General features: G+C 42.2%; 14 protein-coding genes. 1 reads left to right on the forward strand and 13 read right to left on the reverse strand.

Annotation, left to right across the window (positions count from 1 at the left end):
• Positions 1-83 precede the first annotated feature (83 nt).
• The 12 genes from MHI27_RS20430 to MHI27_RS20485 all read right to left on the reverse strand — a co-directional run bounded on the left by MHI27_RS20430 (position 84) and on the right by MHI27_RS20485 (position 13,135).
• A complete protein-coding gene (locus MHI27_RS20430; RefSeq protein ID WP_076286617.1) occupies positions 84-863 on the reverse strand; it encodes an SDR family oxidoreductase in 780 nt (259 codons plus the stop codon).
• 235 nt (positions 864-1,098) lie between these two features.
• Complete coding sequence (locus MHI27_RS20435) at positions 1,099-2,160, reverse strand: NAD(P)/FAD-dependent oxidoreductase (RefSeq protein WP_341128722.1); 1,062 nt, start codon at positions 2,158-2,160, stop codon at positions 1,099-1,101.
• Between the two features lie 39 nt (positions 2,161-2,199).
• A complete protein-coding gene (locus MHI27_RS20440) occupies positions 2,200-3,201 on the reverse strand; it encodes an iron ABC transporter permease (protein ID WP_149646941.1) in 1,002 nt (333 codons plus the stop codon).
• Positions 3,194-4,222 (reverse strand): iron ABC transporter permease, encoded by a 1,029-nt coding sequence (locus MHI27_RS20445; protein WP_042189822.1) that lies wholly within the window; start codon positions 4,220-4,222, stop codon positions 3,194-3,196. The genes MHI27_RS20440 and MHI27_RS20445 overlap by 8 nt, the downstream gene beginning before the upstream one ends.
• Before the next feature lie 84 nt (positions 4,223-4,306).
• The gene (locus tag MHI27_RS20450) at positions 4,307-6,286 is read right to left on the reverse strand and encodes an ABC transporter substrate-binding protein (protein ID WP_405174592.1); all 1,980 of its coding nucleotides are present in this window, start codon (positions 6,284-6,286) and stop codon (positions 4,307-4,309) included.
• A 191-nt stretch (positions 6,287-6,477) separates the two neighbouring features.
• A complete protein-coding gene (gene cysC, locus MHI27_RS20455; RefSeq protein ID WP_405176773.1) occupies positions 6,478-7,041 on the reverse strand; it encodes an adenylyl-sulfate kinase in 564 nt (187 codons plus the stop codon).
• Positions 7,038-7,634 carry a hypothetical protein gene (locus MHI27_RS20460; protein ID WP_405174593.1) on the reverse strand — a complete coding sequence of 199 codons (597 nt, stop codon included), beginning with the start codon at positions 7,632-7,634 and terminating at the stop codon, positions 7,038-7,040. The genes cysC and MHI27_RS20460 overlap by 4 nt, the downstream gene beginning before the upstream one ends.
• Before the next feature lie 65 nt (positions 7,635-7,699).
• Positions 7,700-8,431: a class I SAM-dependent methyltransferase gene (locus MHI27_RS20465; protein WP_341128725.1), complete on the reverse strand. Its 732-nt coding sequence runs from the start codon at positions 8,429-8,431 to the stop codon at positions 7,700-7,702.
• Positions 8,432-8,575: 144 nt separating this feature from the next.
• Positions 8,576-10,546 carry a serine hydrolase gene (locus MHI27_RS20470; protein ID WP_405174594.1) on the reverse strand — a complete coding sequence of 657 codons (1,971 nt, stop codon included), beginning with the start codon at positions 10,544-10,546 and terminating at the stop codon, positions 8,576-8,578.
• 195 nt (positions 10,547-10,741) lie between these two features.
• Positions 10,742-11,227 carry a hypothetical protein gene (locus MHI27_RS20475; protein ID WP_042129237.1) on the reverse strand — a complete coding sequence of 162 codons (486 nt, stop codon included), beginning with the start codon at positions 11,225-11,227 and terminating at the stop codon, positions 10,742-10,744.
• Positions 11,228-11,295: 68 nt separating this feature from the next.
• The gene (locus MHI27_RS20480) at positions 11,296-12,594 is read right to left on the reverse strand and encodes a DUF4179 domain-containing protein (RefSeq protein ID WP_405174595.1); all 1,299 of its coding nucleotides are present in this window, start codon (positions 12,592-12,594) and stop codon (positions 11,296-11,298) included.
• Positions 12,584-13,135: a sigma-70 family RNA polymerase sigma factor gene (locus MHI27_RS20485; RefSeq protein ID WP_405174596.1), complete on the reverse strand. Its 552-nt coding sequence runs from the start codon at positions 13,133-13,135 to the stop codon at positions 12,584-12,586. Before MHI27_RS20485 ends, MHI27_RS20480 begins: the two co-directional genes overlap by 11 nt.
• A gap of 207 nt (positions 13,136-13,342) precedes the next feature.
• Between MHI27_RS20485 and MHI27_RS20490 the strand changes: the two genes are divergently transcribed.
• Complete coding sequence (locus MHI27_RS20490; protein WP_076286608.1) at positions 13,343-15,211, forward strand: LTA synthase family protein; 1,869 nt, start codon at positions 13,343-13,345, stop codon at positions 15,209-15,211.
• 67 nt (positions 15,212-15,278) lie between these two features.
• Here the strand turns inward: MHI27_RS20490 and rbsB are convergent, their stop codons facing one another.
• A complete protein-coding gene (gene rbsB, locus MHI27_RS20495; RefSeq protein WP_076286607.1) occupies positions 15,279-16,196 on the reverse strand; it encodes a ribose ABC transporter substrate-binding protein RbsB in 918 nt (305 codons plus the stop codon).

Genomic DNA, 16,196 nt, shown 5'->3' on the forward strand with positions numbered 1-16,196 from the left:
TTCCATGTTTTGTATCGATAGTCTGCCCACTAACTAAAAAAGGCTACCGTTCAATCGGTAGCCAGGATGAAATACTCATGTCTTTATTTTCCTAGAAATCCACCTTCAGACTTTATCACTTGCCCCGTAATCCACTGCGAATCATCACTCGCTAAGAAACTAATGCCTCTAGCTGCATCTTCAGGCAACCCGATTCTTCCCATTGGAAACATAGGCAAAAAATGAGTTTTCATCTCATTCGTTATCCACCCGGAATCCGTAGGACCCGGATCAAAACCATTAACTGTGATATGTAGCGGAGCTAAACCAACAGAAAGAGGTTCAATTAATCCAATTAATGCACCCTTTGTCAATATATAAGCCAGGTTATCAGGGTCAGGCCCTTTAGAAACCATAAAAATAATTCTACCTGGAGTCCCCTTTGAATGATTCTTTTCGAATCTTCTGGCAAATTCAGTACTGAGTAAAACCGTGCCACGATTGTTCACTACATAGTGTTGATCTAACGAAGTGATGCTCAGGTTCTGATAATTCGTGGGCACGCAATAAGCTGCATTGTTAATCAAAATGGAAGCATTTCCTAAAGTTTGTTCTACCTGATCCATAATCTTTATTGAGATTTCAGGATTGGAAAAATCTGCTTCCATGTGACTCGCCCTGACTCCCAAGCTTTTCAGTTCTGCACAAAGTTGCTCCGGCCATTCCTTTTCTCCACCATTCCCTTCCGTTTCATCAAAAGGATGCCAATGCGTAAAGAAAATATCTGCCCCCTGGCTTGCAAGTGAACGGCATATGGCTGTTCCGATTCCTGTGGATCTGCTTGCTCCAGTAACGATTGCTATTTTATTTTTCAATGAGTTCATCTATACCATCTCCGATCATAAATTAGAAGGATAGATAGGTAGAGATCCATAGACATAAGCAGATTCAGCATCACTAATCTATAAGGGAGATAGTGTACCGTCTTATTAATTATGTGAATTAGTGTAGGAACAGTTACTGTTCTATCCTTTAACAATAGTAGCTGAAATTCTGCTTCAAACATAGATAAACTTTCCAAAACTATTAATGAATTTACATCGCTTGTAAGTCATCCCTTCAGCTTCGTTCCTCTACAAGTTCTAACGCCCTGTTCTTCTCATCAAACTTACTGTTATGTGAGGAGACCTGCGCTCTTGTTGACGCATCCGGCTCGATATACAACTTGGCGCTGTTCACGGCTAACGCTGCATCCGTAAAAGCTCCGGCAATAAGATAAAGCTTGCTGCCGTAATTTGCCGTATCTCCAGCCACGAACACTCCCGGAAGATTGGTTGCCAGCTTCTCGTCCGCATTAAAATTCCAATCCTCTCTCACTAACCCCCAATCTACAATAGGGCCTAAATCCCCGCGTAGCCCATGATTAATTAGGACGGCATCCACCGCAAGATGCTCCTGTTCTGTTTCATCCGTCCATTCCCCGTCCGCATTTAATGGAGCGATTGAAACAGCATCAAGGCGATTGCCATTCCCATATAAATCCTTAATGGCATATGGCGTAAGAACTTGAACGCTCGATGCCTTCATCCGCCTCACATTCCGTTCCATACCACTGAATCGTTCCCGCCTGTGCACGAGCGTAACCGCTGAAGCGATTCCTACTAGTTCATTAGCCCAATCGACAGCTGAATCACCGCCTCCGGAGATTAGCACTCTTTTACCGCGAAAGCTTGCCACATCGGTAACGTTATAATGGAGATTATCCTTTTCGTAATTTTCCGCTCCGGGCAGGTTAAGCTTAGCAAGCTTTAGCGCACCATGGCCTATGGCCAAAATCAGCGTCCGGCTCCAATGCTGCTCTCCGGTCGCAGATGTTATACGCATCGTGCCATCAACCAATCTCTCTAACCCGGTAATTTGTTGACCCAGTACAATGGTCGGATCAAAAGTTTGAGCTTGCTGGATCATGAGCTTTGTCAGCTGCGCTGCGCGATTCGGGGCCATGCCGCCGACATCCCAGACGATCTTCTCCGGATACATTAATGTCCTTCCTCCGAGTTCCTCTCTCGCCTCAATCAGTTTCGTCTTCATGTCGCGCATTCCACTGTAAAAGGCAGCATACAACCCCGCCGGTCCTCCACCGATTATAGTTACGTCAAAAAGCTCCAATTTCTGAACCATTCTTTGCCTCCCTCTGTTCTCATCCTCTTGAAAGAAGATCTAAATCTTCTTGCGCTTAAACAGCAGATACATGAAAAAAGGAGCTCCAATGCCTGCTGTGAACACGCCTGCCGGAACATCTAGCGGTTGAAAAAGCATTCTTCCTGCCAAATCCGCCAACAGTAGAATGATTGCACCTATTAAGGCGGATACCGGGATGATCAGCTTGTAAGAATTTCCAACAAGCATTCTGGCGATATGAGGTGCCATCAATCCGATGAACGATATCGTCCCGGCTACGCCAACTGCAGCACCGGCAAGTGCAACGCTATAAAATAAGAGAATCATCCGACTTAACTGAAGCCTGCTTCCAAGCCCGCGAGCGACATCCTCACCTAAGGATTGCACATTTAATTCCTTCGCGAGCAGTAGCGATAAAGGAATGAATACCGCTACCCACGGCCACAGCACTTCAATATAACTCCAATTGGTGCCGTAGATGCTTCCCGTCATCCAATTCAGCACTTGTGCGGCCAAATAAGCCGGCCCGCTAATTAGCAGAAACGTAGTGAGCGCGCCCATTGCGGTAGAAATGCCAATACCGATCAGCACCAGCCGAAACGGCGAAACACCTTTTTTCCAAGCAAATACATAATTAATAGTTGTCGCAACCAACGCGCCGCCGATGGCAATGAACGGTACCCAGTGGATACTGTACCCGGTCACGAAAGTCATGAAGGCAACCACAGCTACCGATGCCCCTCCGGTTACACCCAGCAGATCGGGCGAAGCGAGAGGATTGCGGATGACGCCCTGTAATAGCGCACCCGCTACTGCCAATGCTGCGCCAATGAGTATAGCGGCTACTATTCGAGGCAAACGGAACTGCATAATGATCAGGTTACTGGCTTCTGCGTTTCGCCCCGTAAGAGAAGCAAGTACCTCTTTTAATGGTACGCTAACTCCCCCAACGGATAAACTAAGGAGCGACAAGGCGGCAACAATACATGTTAAACCTAAAAACAACAAGAACGAATGCTTCGCTATACGCGCTTTAAGCATGCTGTTTCCTCCTAGCCACATGGATCAGAAAGGGAACGCCGATAATCGCCGTTGCGACACCAACCGGAACTTCTCTGGATTCCAGAATAAAGCGCGATGCTAAATCCGCAGTCACCAAAAGAATCGCCCCAACTAATGCGGTATAAGGAAGCAGCCATCTAAAATCATGCCCAACGATGTATCTGCATAAGTGAGGGACAATAAGTCCTATGAAAGCAATCGGACCAGCTGCTGCTACCGAGCTTCCCGCCAATAGTACAATTGCCGTAGCCGACAGCACGCGGACCAGCGTTAGACGCTGTCCCAAGCTCTTCGCGCTATCGTCTCCAATCGCCATAATATTTAACGAGCCCGATAGTAATAGTGAGATCGTCATTCCTATTGCCATATAAGGCAGAACCATCAATAAATGCTCCAGATTTCTTCCTTCTACAGAGCCGATCATCCAGAATAGGGCTGATTCCAACGACTGCTTATTAATTAGAATAATGCCGGATGTAATAGAGGAAGCGAAAGCTGCCATACAAGCGCCGGCCAAGGTCAGCTTTACAGGCTCGAAACCGCCTCCTTGCAATCCAAGCGTATAGACAACCGCCGATGTTGCGACCGCACCTGCGAAAGCAAGCCAGACCATGCCGCTCATCGTTAACGAGGAACCGAATACGAGTAGCCCGATGACAATAAATAGCACAGCGCCCGCATTTACACCGAAGACAGAGGGCGAAGCCAGCGGATTTCTTGTCAGAACCTGCATAATTGCCCCGGCTACTGCTAAACTTGCCCCCACCAGTGCCGCAATCAGGGTTCGGGGAACACGAACCTTCGTCAGAATAAGATGTTCGTTCGAACCGTTGAATTGACTGTAAGCCAGCCATAGATCTTTCAAGCTGAATTGATGAAGACCATACAATACACTGCATAACATACTAATTAGAAGCAAAATTGCACCGACAACTAGGCCGGCGAGCTTTCGCTTGCTTAGGAAAGAACCATTCACGTCTGCACCGAGCCTCCTATTCATTGGCAGTCTTAACAACTAAACTGCCGGAATCGTCAACAAGCTGACGCGAATACAGCGCCAGCTTGTTGATTCGATCCGCCTTTATTATTTCACATCAAAGTATTTAACGAGTTCGTCCAGCAACAGATTGGCTGCTTCATATCCGCCTGCCGAGTTCCAGATCGCTTCATCGACTTGAATCACCTTGTTGTTCTTTGAAACGCTCAAATTTTGGAACAACGGATCTTTTTTCCATTCCTCCACGACCTTCGATGCATCGTCCTTGCCCGGAGTCTCCGACACGAAATAGAAGAGAACATCACCATCCATGCTAGGAATCGTCTCTTTGGTCATAACTTCGATAAAGGAGTCTTTATCCTGCGATTCAGGCCGTGCAATTCCTAATTGGCTCAAGAGCACGCCGGAGAACGTTTGCTTCTGATAAATACGCACTTGTTTCGCGGAGAAGCGCACCACCGACACTTTCGTGTCTGCTTTGCTACCGAGCTTCGCCTTGACTTCCGCAACTCGTTTATCGAAGTCCGCCATCGCCTGCGCTCCTTCTTCCTGCTTGTTTAAAGCTTCGGAGTAGAGTTTGAAATTAATCTTCCAATCTCCTGCCAGGTCATCGGAGAATATCGTCGGAGCTATCTGCTTTAATTGGTCGTAGATTTTCTCTTGTCTGACCTTATTACCGATAATCAGATCCGGCTTGAGGCTCGCGATCAATTCAATATTCGGCTGAAGCTCGTCTCCCACAACCGTAACGCCTTCCATGTCTTTCTTGATATGGTCGTACCAAGGGTCACCAATCCAAGACTGAACGGCTCCGACCGGTTTGATGCCCAGTGCCAAAAGTGCCTCTGTTCCTTCATTGGTCAATATGACAACACGTTCAGGGGCGCCGGTAAGCGTTTCTTCCCCCATCGCATGCTTAATCACTCTTGTGTCATTACTTACATCCGTCGACGGACTCGCAGCTGGACTTGCGGAAGTTGCAACATTATTAGTAGAAGTGCTGTTGCTTGTCGGTGTGACATTCGTTCCCCCTGTCGAGCATGCACTCAAAAAGAGAACGAAACAAAATAATAAGGTTGCTGCCATTGTTGTTCTTGACTTACGATACATCGGTATTTCCCCTTCTCTTTTATATTGATAATGATTCTCAAACTCATTACCAATATAACGTTGCTGCCTTCTAGCAACAATGGGAGATCTGAACACGAAGGATGGATTATTTCGACGCTGCTCCTGTTGCAACGCTGCTTCTTTAAAGCTGGTGGGAGAAACACCCTCGTATTTCTTGAAGATACGGCTGAAATAATAGCTGTCGGTATAGCCTACACTCTCGGCAATTTCCTTCAGCGTGAAATCTGTGGATAGAAGCAACTGCTTCGCTTTGCTCATCCGCAATTGAATCAAATAATCGATCGGGCTCGTTCTCACTTGCTTCTTAAAGGCGTGCAGTAGCTGTCTGGAGCTGCAACTAAGATGTTCAAGCAGCGTCTCAAGCGTTATCGGCTCCCGATAGCGTTCATGAATATAACGAACCGCTTGGGCCACCAAGTCAGGCTTAACGGCTATGATATTCTGGCGTTCCATCTGCTCTAGAATTTCATAAACCATTTGATAAAATATCGCTTTAACTTGAAGCTTATTGAGTAGATCTAAGCGATGCCACTCCTTGCTCATGGAGGTGACATGATGGAAAACGGAAATCGGATAATGGGGCTTAAATACATATTGCATTTGAAACGGATTGTGCTTCTCCATCAGCTTGATCGTTTCTTGACGGGATGGTAGTGCTAGTACCGCTTTATACAAAATAATATAGTATTCCAGCAGCTCATCTGCCGTAATATCAAGGTAGAGACCCTTGCCCCCATGGAGCAATGAAAACCGGCTGATGCGGTGTGCTATGCCGTCCAGTTGGAGATGTGCGCTACCTCTAGTCACATATAAGAAGACGCTTGAGGGCATTCTGTACGCATGCAGCTCCTCGCCTTGTTCCATTCTTGTATGTCGTATATCTATGATCTTGATGAATGCCTGATTCCATAGCAAAGCTTGATCATTCAATGTCACCGTCTTGCGCTCCCCCTTCTCTATCACTCCATGTTGAGAGATTTATATCCCCATCATATATGATAATGATTATCATTTACAATGATATTCGCAGAACTATTTTCCAGCGGTGTTACTCGTAATGGAACGTAAAAAAGACGAGCAACAATTGATTCGTTTGCTCGTCTTTTCTATCAAATTTAATAAATGTTTTATTTCCTCCCGATAGCTGATGTGTGTTGAAGGATTTTCAACACACATTCATCTAAAGAAAACTTGTCTGTCTCTACGATCACATCCGGGCTAACGGGCTCCTCATATGGAGAATCAATACCCGTAAAATGCTTGATTTGTCCGGCTCTTGCTTGTTTATATAGACCTTTCGGATCTCTCTCCTCACATACTTCCAAAGGACATTGAACATAAACTTCCTTGTAGGAATCCCCTATGAGAGAACGGACCTTATCGCGTGTAGAGCGGTAGGGAGAGATCGAGGCAACGATCACATTCAGGTTCGCATCAAGCAGAATCTTACCAATCTCACCAATTCTTCTACCAACTTCCAATCGATCCTCTTCGCTAAATTGAAGATCCTGATTAATACCTCTCCTCAATGTATCACCGTCCAGAATGTAGCAATTCTCAATATGATTTTTCAGTTCCTCTGCAAGCGTAGATTTACCTGAACCCGATAGTCCAGTTAGCCAGATCAATTGATTCATAGATACGTACCTCTTCCTACTAGATTCTATTGTTAAAATACTTTGTATAGTTATTCTAGCTTAAACACAATTTCAGTACCTGTCCCGTCCTTCTTTAAGGGTGAACTAAATTCCCTGAACTCTAATTTAATACCGGAGATATCGTCGGGGAGTGGCGGAGATACTACGTAGTTATAAGCTGCATGCCCTGATGAACTTCCGCCATTCGTCATTCTACTGTCATACGCTTCTCCTATATACAGCTCAAAATGGTTAAGTTTATTGGCATATAATTCAGAGGTAATATCCCAATCTATACTAAGCGTGACAACACTTGCATTACTGTATTGTCGTATTGAGGTCAGTGTATAGAAGAACTCATCTGCCTCAATAGATTGTAGAACAGCAATATGTTTTCTAAAATCAGTTGGCTCGACCATCGGCTTAAAATGTTCTTCATTAAATAAAGTCCCAAATACCGCTTTCAAGAAATCCTCGTAGAGTTCAAACCTCGCCGCCCAATCTGAAATATACTCAAAGGGTGGGAATCCTGGATTATTATCCGAGCGTTCCTTACGTTGTTTTATCAATGCACAAATCTGCTCATCGATATCAGTAATTCTTTGATCGTAATGCTCGGTTGGGCGTATGTACTGCATCCGTTTCATCTTAGTCCTCCTTATTGCAATTCTTTTCATTCATATGCTCATTAGACTAGCGTTACTTCAACAAACTATTTTATACATTTAAACACGAGAAAAAGTGGGATCCTCATCCTTCTCTTATACTCTCCTTCACTATTAAAAAACTGAGGATTTGGTTTACATTCTCTAATATCCTCTATTTTAAATCCAACATGTTTCAGTGACTGAAAATACTCTTCAAAAGTTCTGTGGTACTTAACTACACTTTCTCCAATCCAAGGCTCCATTCTCTTACCCATTTCAAAATAGTTATCGACGATCCAGTCCGACTTTCTTTCTGAAGTTGTTGCACTTTTCATGGATGATGTTAGAACCGGATGCTGTACACTAAAAATAAACTGACCATTAGGGATAAGCGCACTACGGATACTATCAAAGATTGGTTCTAGGTCTTGTAAATAATGAATAGCCAATCGAGAGATTACCAAATCATATTTCTCTTTTGGGTAATTCCAACTCTCCATAGTAGCATGGTGAATCTCACGTTTAGATGTATTTAACAGTTCTTTTGCCGCTTTGACCATATTACTTGAACCTTCCACACCTTCGTAAAAGTTACATCCCTGCTCAAGCAACTCATATCCGAACTTAGCATCCCCGCATCCTAAATCGAGCACCTTTTTCCCAAGTACATCGCCCATAAGATCATATATAACCGGCTTTTCAATAATGTTATTTGGGCTATCCGCTCTGTTTCTTCTCAATAAATAGTTATAGAAAAAATCTTCATTGTCATACACCGATGACCCTTTGTAATCCAACAGAATACCTCCTTGCTGTAAGAAAATTCTTTTGGGTAATTTTAGCATCTAAAACAACCTTATACTACCGATAATTTCATTTAGCTCTTAAACTCCTATCATTAAAAAAAACACCCCAAAGAGTCTCTCTGAGGTGTCCAATTCTTAGTGTTTGATTGGCAACGTATAGTATCCAAAAGCAAGATCAAGTAAAGCACTCGCTTCTTGGCGAAGCAAAGGCTTTTTAGAACGAAAATCGACAGACCCGTCATCATTCACTTTTGTATCAGGATCTACAATGCCTTGTGACACTAATGCTATGATCGAATCAGTGGCCCATGAGTCTGTGTCACCTTTAAGCGTAATTTCTGAAGCTTGCTTAGTTTGTTTTAGATTTTGAATCATAACGGCTGCTACTTGTCTTGTAATAACAGCATTACGATCAAAACCAGGGATACCTTTTTTCGTTAATTCTTTATTCCCCTCAATTAAATGAGGAAAGCCGTACCAACCATGAGCAAGAATTAGAGCATCCATAAACTCACCTTGCGTCATCGTTCCCTGTGGTTCGAAATTGTTGCCAGATTTAGCACTTATCACATCAAGCGAATACAGGTTGTCGATGTAAGATTTATAAGCGCTCTCCTCGGATACATCAGCGAATGCTGGCTTCGTGTGAACCTTACGAGCATCTGAAACAAAGTCTGGGCTATTAGGATTCGTATAATAAAAGTATTCGATCTGATCTTTATGATCTTTTTTAAAGGCCAATTTGTTACCTAATTCATCTTCGAACAATAGCGGATTAATCATTCGTAACGTATGTGTACCGCTTGTTCCAGTCTCCATAATCAGATTGCCATCTGCATAGGTGAAGTTCGATTTCAAGAAATAGAATCTGGTGTTCAAATAAGTTCCAGTATATTTAGTAGCTTCTGATGCAGGCAATGGGAGATACGTTGGCGCCTCTGGTGCTTTCTTTTCAGGAAAATAGTGATCCATCAAGGCTTCATAAATGTCTAAGCTCATCATTGTGTCATTGTTATAGGACATGTAGAAAGCGGTATTCTCCTCTGGCAATAATACGATCAGTGATTGATGACCAGGCATATTTCCACCTTTGAGAACCACATGATAGCCATTCATCAGATCATTACGATACCCTTCAAATCCTCCAACCGTCGTCATCGGAAGCGATTCATTCGCAAATACAGAGTACGTTTGCATCATCTTCGTGGTTTCTTTACTAATGATTTGCTTCCCATTCACGCTACCTTGTTGTTGAAAAAGAGTTAAATATTTAGCCATATCTTCTCCTGTGGAAAGGATGCTGCCCTGTGGCCCATCGGTAGGCGCATGCCCAAAGGTTGGATGAGGTTTACCATCTGGTCCATAATGCGTGGCCATTCTAGCTAAAAGCTCTGGGGTAAATCGAGCACTAGTAGAGTTCATTCCTAACGGTTTGAACACATAGTTCTCCATATACTTATAAAACGGGGTACCACTTACGTTCTCAATCGCATAACCCGCAAGTAAAAAGGCAAAATTATCATAGGTATACGCTTCACCCGGCGTCCGAACGACAGTCGGCATATGCTCCGTCATAAACTTTTTCATGGGGATGTCCTGATCTACATATTCCGGTGCAACAAAGTTAGCTTTATCCGGGTAATCAAAGCCCGTTGTGTATGATAACATATTTCTTAAGGTTAACGGAGTTTCCGTTTCATTTGGTACTTTCATTCCGCCAAGATACGCATTGATATCGTGATCAAGATTCATCTTTCCTTGTTCCACTAGCTGCAAAGCTGCTAAAGCGGTAAATGTCTTCGACACGGATGCGATCTGAAAGACGGTATTCTTATCGACAAGGGTTTTCTTTTCTTTGTCCGCATATCCGTACCCTTTATTCACGAGCACCTTTCCGTCTTTAACCACTACAAAATTGGATCCGTTCACATTGTATTCCTTCATTTTCTGCGCAAATATAGGGTCCGCGAAAGCCTCGATTTCTTTTCCATTAAAAGATCCTTTCGAACTGGTTGCGTTAGTGGAGACTGGTGCTGAACATGCTGTAAATACAGCTGTTGATAATAATAGTGCGATGACGCTAAGCTTGCGTGTCTTTTTCTTCATAATCCATTCTCCTCTATAGGGTTAGTTGTAAATAGTACACCTGTTCTGAGTATCACAAACGGATTGTCATTCTAGCTAGAAACGTTCTGTCACCAATTAGCTTCGTTACATGTCATATGACATAACGATTTAATCAAAAAAAAGACACCAACAAGGAGTCAGTGTCTTTCATTTCGTATATTAATTTAGAGGAGCTTAGAGCCATCTCGAAAAACTTTTATGAGATACATTGATCTGATTTCGTTCGGCCCAAGCCTTTAACTGTTTCATCACTTCATCTTCATCTTTTTGTGACAGAAAATTAAAACATAATTTATAAGGAACAAATTTATTCACTTTAGGTCTAATCCCAACTACAGGACTAAAATATCCTTTTATATAAATATCATTAATCCGATCTGCTTCTATTCTTAGATCTTCTATTAATATAGATTCCGGTTGAATCTGAATTTCAACAACCCTTCTGATGGTAAATATTCTGTAGACTAACACGATTTCGACAATCAGACAAAAGATAGCCTGACCATAAAGTAAACAAGAAAGCACTAAATCGTCGCTAGCTGTATAGCGATGGTTTAGGTTATAAATTTGAAATAATTGAATACCCAATAGCACACTGATGCTTATCAGCAGTGGTATTAACGACGGACGCCTTACTCTATAAACCCCTATATGATCCATGTGCCCCTCCTTTTCTCACGTCCATATAGATTACCATATGTTATAAAAAATGGATATTACACTTTTCTTCACTTCACAGGAATCTCAATCACTTTATTGTATGCCTTTAAATAGTGCATCCCTTCTATTAGTAGTGACTCAGGCTCTACTTGTGTATCAAATAATAAAGTTCGTTCTTTCATTAGTTTGCCGTCCACTTGCTTTGTCTCTTTTTGATTGATCGTTGTTTTTAAAGGTGTACTCTCGTTGTTCGTTTCTATAGACACACCATCCAGCATTACATCATCGTCAGAAGCGATTGTTATTTCGATGCCTTGAGAGGTTTTGGAGACATCTTTTAACCATAATTCTTTATCACCCAACATAAATGGCTTATCACTAAGAGAATTCAGGGAATACTTTTCGTCCAGCTTTTGATATCCAGGAAACTCTTTAACGACTAGCTGCATGGCATGTAGCTCCTTAGGCAATGTGTCGAAGCGAATATCAAATGTTCTTCCACCTAATGAGGTTTGATTACCACTACCCAGGATCTCAACAGGTGTTCCATCGACAATTAATTGTATCCCATGTAATCCAAGCTTCACTCGATCAAAATTATCGACATCCAGCTTCCCTTTTACTACAGTCATCGTTGGTGTAGCTGTGATTGATTTGAAGGTAATCGTACCTTTGTCGACTTTAATCTTTTTATTGATCGATTGTTTAATCTGAGTTTCCATGGCCTCATTAGGGTTATAAGGGAACGTAACTGTTCCTTCGCTCATCTGGCCGTTCTCTACTAGCTGCTCCCAAAAGTGTAACGTTAGTTTTTTTGAAAATGGATTTACGCTGTCAAACGACATCTGTCCTTTAATCTCCGTATGACCTTCATTGATTAACGCAGTCCCACTTACTACGTTTGAATCGGTTAAAAAACCACTTATTTTTGAGGGTCTAAAAGCGTCTACAGACATATCCTCTAGTCCATTTGGGTTAGTTAAGATGTAATACATAATGAATTGATTGGCGTCCGCCATAATTCCGTTAATGGTAAGAGTTGTTCCGTCTAGTAACGTAGTTTTCTTGTTGATGTTTTGGCCCAACCCTTTTTCATTTAGCTGTTGTAAAGTTGTGCCATTAAGCAATTCATCAAAGCCAAAAAGCTGTTTTCCATAATAAGCAAAAGCATTGTAGTTTTGTCCAGAGATCACTGTCACCAATAAAACAACCGCCGCAACCTTCCAAATCGGTGCTATTCTTTTCGTTCTTTTTGCGGGAGCCGAATTCAAAGCCTTTCTTAATCTCATTTCTAATTCTTCAGGTGCGGTAATGGACGCTATGCGTGTCTTCTCATCAGCTAATTGTTGCTCGACGTTATTGTTCATCAACATCACCTCTGTACTGATTTTTGAGCGTTTGTAATCCATGGTAAATTCTTGATTTTACCGTTCCTATCGAAACCTTCGTAATGTCAGCTATCGTTTGATAATCGAGATCATGAAAATACTTTAATTGAATCGCTTCTCTCTGATGTTCATTTACTTGTAACAACAAGGTCTCCATATCCATTTGCTGCTCACTTCTGCGATAAGGATCATTACTACTCACTACTTGGCCTATTTCCCTATCGTCAACCTTACTCCAATCCTCTAACAGCACCAGCTTGCCGCGCTTATGAAGTAGTCGTTTACAGCCATTCACCAAAATCGTCTTACTCCAGCTATAAAATGCTTCCTCTTTCTTTAGTTGACCGATCTTTTCATAAAGTGTGACGATCATTTCCTCCATGGCATCCATGGCATCATGCGCATTCCCCATATAGCTGAACGCTAGCCTATAATAAACGTCTTTTTCAGACATGATTAAGTGGAGCAATGCTTCTTTATTCCCCTTTTTGGCTTTTTTCACCCAACGAGCAACATCCATGCCTTCACCTCTCTCCCCTATAAGAGTTAGGAGTAACTTAAAAAGTTCATTTCCCATAAAAATAATTTTTTTTATACTATGTATGGTTTCATTCACCTAAATGTAATATTAAGGAAAATAAGTCTCTTCTATACCCCAATCTAGTTGATTTTAAACACTTCAAGTAATAGAATGAACTAATCTAAAAGAAAAGGATGGGCATAAGAGATGCCGTTTAAAGAACCTCGTACACTCAGTAAAAGATCCCTATTATTTTTCTCTCTCATTATGCTAGTTAAAAGTTATTTTGCTTGGTATTTTCTCTTTGAAGACGGGCCTACGTGGACCACATGGCTTAAAGAAATCCCTTTTGTGCTTCTAGTCTTTTGCTTGATTGAATGGTTCGCAACGAAACGAAAAATTGCCATCTACATGCTGGTCAATGTGTTGATCACTACACTATTTTTCTCACTCATTGTATATCATAATCATTTTGGCATTATTGCTACTTCACAAGTATTAGATCAGGTCAAGCAAGTTGGAGCTGTTAAGAAAAGTATTTTCTCGGTCATGCGTCCGCAATATATGCTTATTTTTGTGGATATCATTGTCATTGGTTTGGTCATGTTGAGAAAACAGAAGGCACTTAATTGGAAAAAAGCCATGTCGCGTAAAAGTAACCGGAAAGCGGTTGCGATCTTATTCTGTGTTTCCATCGTCATTTGCGCAATGAATATTTTTCCTAACCGAGCCAGTATGAACGAAACCGTTAAAGCCGAGCAAATGGGCATTCTCAATTATGAAGCTTACTCTCTATTAGCCAATCAAGAAGAAGAACAAATCGACGTCGCTAAGATTACACAAGCAGCGATTAACGAGACCAAAGGAATTCAAGCAACCTCTAATCCGGTTCAATTTGGAGCCGCCAAAGGAAAGAACCTGGTCATTCTTCAGATGGAGTCTTTCCAGAACTTCTTAATCAATCTAAAGATTGATGGAGTAGAAATTACGCCGAATATGAATAAGCTTGCGGCTAGCAGTTATTACTTTCCGCGTTTCTACCAGCAGGTTGGACAAGGAAATACTTCTGACGCCGAATTCATTGTAAATACTTCTTTCTATGTTCCACCTGATGGTCCAGCCACTCAAATGTATGCGCCAAAAGAGCTTCCAAGCTTACCTAAGCTGCTTCAAGCGCAAGGTTATGATACGGCAACATTCCATACCAATGAAGTCGACTTTTGGAACCGTGGCGAGCTTTATACTGCCTTAGGATTTAATCGATATTACGATAAGGAATATTATGGTGAAGAGGACACGGTATTTTACGGAGCTTCTGATGAGGTGTTGTATGAGAAAACAGCTGCAGAGCTAGCAAGGATGGATCAGAAGGATCAGCCATTCTACTCCCATGTTATTTCGATGTCAGCGCATAATCCGTTCTCGATCCCTGAGGATAAATACAAAATGGCCCTTCCAGAACGATTCGAAGGAACATTAGTCGGGGATTATATTCGTGCTCAAAATTATGCTGACTATGCACTTGGACTTTTTATTGATGAGCTCAAACAAAATGGGGTATGGGATAACAGCTTGATTGCATTGTACGGAGATCACCGCGGACTTCCTATCTTCTCTCTAAAAGAGAACGATCACGTCTTATTACAGGAAATCCTTGGTCATGAATATACGGAACGCGAATTAATTAATATTCCATTGATCCTATCAGCGACGGGGATTACAACGCCAAGTGTAAAAGAACAGTTGGGCGGTCAAGTGGATATTTTGCCTACTGTATCTAATTTATTGGGTGTTTCTCTTGCGGATCATATTCATTTCGGACAAGATTTATTGAATCAATCGACTTATAACCTACTTCCTCAGCGCTATTATTTGCCAACAGGATCGTTCGTAAATAATGAAGAGCTCTTCCTATCTGGCAGTGGCTTCGAGGATGGTCAGCATTATACCTTATCTGGCGATGGTAACCACACGCAACAAACGACCGAGGATGAGTTCGATCGTGCTTTAGAGCTTCTCCATCTATCAGATAGTTATGTAACACAGTTACCGGATAGAGTAATTGAGGAAAAATAAGCTTATATATATCAAAAACACTGCATCACCAAATCGGCGAATGCAGTGTTTTTCTATATTCATTTACTTATTCTTTTACGACCAGTTTTAGAGGTGCGGCAATCAGTTTCTCAACCGTCTTGCCATCTAATACGTCTTTCGCTGCTTGAATCGCTAACTGCCCAATTAATGCAGGCTGCTGAGCAACGGTTCCTGTGAGTTTACCCGCCTCAATGGATTTAAGTGCATCTTCATTTCCATCAAAACCGATGACAGGAATATTCTTACCTGAACTCTGAATCGCTTCTATAGCACCAAGAGCCATTTCATCATTATGAGCGAAAACCGCTTGTACATCTGGATTTCCTTGGAGAAGGTTCTCCATAACGGTCAACCCTTTCGTACGGTCAAAATCAGCAGTTTGCTTCGCAATCACCTCAAGCTGCGTGTCGGCAATTTCATGGAATCCTTTCCCGCGTTCACGGGTAGCTGATGCTCCTGGTGATCCTTCTAGTTCTATAACCTTTGCACCTTTTCCAAGCTGCTCTACAATATATTCAGCTGCCATTGATCCACCTTTTACATTATCAGAGGCAACAAGGGCTTTAATATCTCCCTTATCTGCAGAACGGTCCAAAGTAACGACTGGAATATCTAGACTGTTAGCTGTCTGAACAACCGTCGAGATCGCTGAAGAGTCTACTGGATTGATTAACAGCGCATTTACACCTTTTTGCATTAAATCTTCAACGTCATTACTTTGCTTGGCCGAATCATTCTGCGCATCGATAACGAGAACCTCCATACCAAGCTTCTTAGCTTCTGCCAAAACTCCATCTTTAACAGATACAAAGAACGGATTGTTCAAGGTAGATATGGATAATCCAATCTTCATATTCCCTGGGCCCCCGCCGCTGTTCGGTTTTGCCCACTCTGGAGGCTCTAAGGAACAGCCCGTCATAAGAATCAAGAGTAAGGAAGTAAAAATTAATGTGAGCTTTTTCAT

It is taken from the genome of Paenibacillus sp. FSL H8-0261, assembly GCF_045040645.1.
In the GTDB taxonomy this organism is placed as follows: Bacteria; Bacillota; Bacilli; order Paenibacillales; family Paenibacillaceae; genus Paenibacillus_AQ.

Coding starts and splice junctions, on each gene's coding strand:
- MHI27_RS20430 (WP_076286617.1), bottom strand. CDS start 863: ATGAACTCATTGAAAAATAAAATAGCAATCGTTACTGGAGCAAGCAGA.
- MHI27_RS20435 (WP_341128722.1), bottom strand. CDS start 2,160: ATGGTTCAGAAATTGGAGCTTTTTGACGTAACTATAATCGGTGGAGGA.
- MHI27_RS20440 (WP_149646941.1), bottom strand. CDS start 3,201: ATGCTTAAAGCGCGTATAGCGAAGCATTCGTTCTTGTTGTTTTTAGGT.
- MHI27_RS20445 (WP_042189822.1), bottom strand. CDS start 4,222: ATGAATAGGAGGCTCGGTGCAGACGTGAATGGTTCTTTCCTAAGCAAG.
- MHI27_RS20460 (WP_405174593.1), bottom strand. CDS start 7,634: ATGAAACGGATGCAGTACATACGCCCAACCGAGCATTACGATCAAAGA.
- MHI27_RS20470 (WP_405174594.1), bottom strand. CDS start 10,546: ATGAAGAAAAAGACACGCAAGCTTAGCGTCATCGCACTATTATTATCA.
- MHI27_RS20475 (WP_042129237.1), bottom strand. CDS start 11,227: ATGGATCATATAGGGGTTTATAGAGTAAGGCGTCCGTCGTTAATACCA.
- MHI27_RS20480 (WP_405174595.1), bottom strand. CDS start 12,594: ATGAACAATAACGTCGAGCAACAATTAGCTGATGAGAAGACACGCATA.
- MHI27_RS20485 (WP_405174596.1), bottom strand. CDS start 13,135: ATGGATGTTGCTCGTTGGGTGAAAAAAGCCAAAAAGGGGAATAAAGAA.
- MHI27_RS20490 (WP_076286608.1), top strand. CDS start 13,343: ATGCCGTTTAAAGAACCTCGTACACTCAGTAAAAGATCCCTATTATTT.
- rbsB (WP_076286607.1), bottom strand. CDS start 16,196: ATGAAAAAGCTCACATTAATTTTTACTTCCTTACTCTTGATTCTTATG.